Genomic DNA, 2,812 nt, shown 5'->3' with positions numbered 1-2,812 from the left:
GCGAGGTTTTAGCTCAGGTTTTTGGGGCTGATAATACTATTACTTCTCTCGATTTTCTGATTTTGGCTCGCTAAGAATAAAAGCGCATTTTATCGGGGGGCTTTTGCCGATATTCTACACGCTCGCTTTCTTAAATTAACCGGGCTTGTAGAATATTTTTAACTCAACGAACATCAAGCTAGTGACTTATTTGATGTTCGACAGATCTGCTACTATGAAATTGGTTTTAGTGAGTAATTCATTCCTGATTAAAGTCAAAAGGCAGAATTTATGACGACCAAATTTATAACGTTTCTTTTAAACAAAGAGATACTATTTAATATTGGACTAATTGACTACCAGAAAATTGGTTTGTTATCTGGACTCAACTCCTAATAAACGTCTGAGGGGTAAACCCCCATACTACTACAAACACGAACACTTGTCAACTAGCTGGTGCCAACAAATTTCGCACCTCACGGCGTAATTTTATTAGATCGCGCGCGTTTTTTTTATACTAAAATAATTCTGCGCTGAGTCTGACTTCGCTAAAAAAACGCCTGATTTCCCAGGTAAATGCCGCTAACTGCTACTTTGGGAAGATGTCGATAAAAAAAATATCGCAGTAAATGGAACTTGTTAAGTATGCGAAGCCGAGAAATTAGCAAGTAGAAATTTCTTATTAGCAATTAACAATAATATCTACCACTTAAGGTTGACAATTAACACGTCAAGGAGCTATCTAACTCATGAAAAAATCAGGGTTCAACTACTCTTCCCCAATGCAAAAATTAAGTTGCGATGGGCACGATAATGACTGCATAGAAGATCGTGGGATTCGGGAGCCGTTAGCGGGCGATCGGCTGAGCGATATTTACTGTTTAACAAAAGCGAGTCTTGGCGTCAAGAGTGAGCATAAAAAACATTTAGTTTGCATCGATCCCAGGGTAGATAATTATCAGCATCTTGCCAGCGGAGCCAAACCGGGAACAGAGATAATTGTCCTCGATCGCACCCTAGACGGAGTAGAACAAATTACCGAGATTCTAGCTAAACGCAGCTTAATTGCCAGCCTTCAGATAGTTGCTCACGGCAATGAAGCTTCGATGCACCTCGGGTCAACGGTACTGAAGGATGAAAACTTACCAAAGTACGATCGGCATTTGCAGCAGTGGCGAAATGCCTTAAGCGAAAAAGCCGATATTTTATTATTAGCGTGTAGGGTGGCGGCTGGAAAATCAGGGATTGCTTTCGTGCGGAAGCTGAGAGAACTAACAGGCGCCAATATAGCCGCTTCTAACAATTTAATTGGCAGTGCAAAATTAGGAGGAAACTGGCAATTAAATGTTACAGCAGGACAAGTAAAAACCGCAATAGCATTTGAAACAAAAACACAGGAAACTTACAGCGCTGTCCTCATTACTTTAGTGGACGAAACTTTTCAAGATGCAAGTCTAATAGGGCCTTGGATATCTGGGGTCACCGGCACGTCAGACGCTCCAGCTTTAACAGCAGGAACCGGAACGGAGACTTTTCCGGGTTTGAACATAGACCCGCCCGGCAGCGGAGCTTTGAGGTTAACTTCAAGAAGTTTTGACCAATCTACTTTTGCCATCTATAACAGTCCGGTACCAGCCAGCAGTGGCCTTAAAATTGTCTTCGATATATTTGCCTACAACGGCACTGCACGTGATAATTTAGCAGGGCGGACAGGGGACGGCATAAGTTTCTTTTTAATTGAGGGTAGTGTGACGCCAACAAAAGCTGGAGGCTATGGAGGTTCTCTCGGCTACGCCCAAAATATCAACGAAAATCAGTCCGGTTTACTCGGAGGTTATTTAGGAATTGGATTGGATGAATTCGGAAATTTTTCAACTGAAAATGAAGGGCGTATAGGCGGAATTGGGGGGGGGCGTAGACCAGATTCGGTAACGCTTCGAGGTAGCCAAGCTACGCAATATCGGTTTTTAACTTCTAACTTTGTGCCGGGGGGAATAGATAATATTCCCAATCCCGTAAGTCCGCCGACCAACACTATTACTAGCACTCGCGAACCAGCCAAAAGAAGAGTTCAAGTTATTTTAGAACCTCCCACTTCTGAAACGCCCAGCCGTCGTCAGCTTACTGTTAGCTTTGATCTCAACAATAATGGTTCGTTTACAGATCCAGGCGAGACTATTATCGACATTAGCGATTTAGAGGCAATAAACGGGCGAATCCCCGCAACATTCAAATTTGGTTTTGCAGGTTCAACGGGAGACGCAACAAATATTCACGACGTTCGCACTTTGTCTATCCAAACTATAGACGTGCCACTTACTACAGCAGATGTTGCGACAACGAAAAAAGGCCCGCCCGCTGCGGCACCGGGCAGCCCCATTACTTACACAATTACGACAGTAAATAATGGCCCGAACCCGGCTGAAAACGTGCTGGTTGAAGACCAACTGCCCCGAGGGGCAGTATTTGGCAGTGCCGACAGCGGCGGCACTTTCAACCCGACAACGAGACTGGTCTCCTGGCGTATTCCGAATTTAGCTGTTGGGGCCAGCCAGACCCGCACCGTAACTGTTACCGCCCCAACTACACTCGGTGCTATTACAAACAGTGTATTCAGCAGCAGCAACACGATCGATCCCGTACCCGCCAACAACAGCGGCAGCAGCTCGGAGGCGCGAGTCACCACCACTATCACGAACAATATTGCCGATGTAGTTACGCGCAAAACCGGGCCGGCTACTGCGGTGGCAGGCTCGAGTGTCACCTACACCATTACGGCGGCTAACAGTGGGCCGAGTGCGGCAACCAATGTGGCGATCGCCGACAGCATTGT

Annotated in this window: 1 protein-coding gene; it reads left to right on the top strand. The window is 45.5% G+C overall.

All coding sequences use genetic code 11. The features are described from left to right. Window positions 1-761 precede the first annotated feature (761 nt). On the top strand, window positions 762-2,812 hold a 2,051-nt coding region (locus tag QUB25_RS29355; protein ID WP_333188962.1), incomplete at its 3' end, for a DUF4347 domain-containing protein.

It is taken from the genome of Microcoleus sp. B3-D7 (genome assembly GCF_036705305.1).
In the GTDB taxonomy this organism is placed as follows: domain Bacteria; phylum Cyanobacteriota; class Cyanobacteriia; order Cyanobacteriales; family Microcoleaceae; genus Microcoleus.
This window is presented reverse-complemented; position numbering and strand designations above follow the sequence as displayed.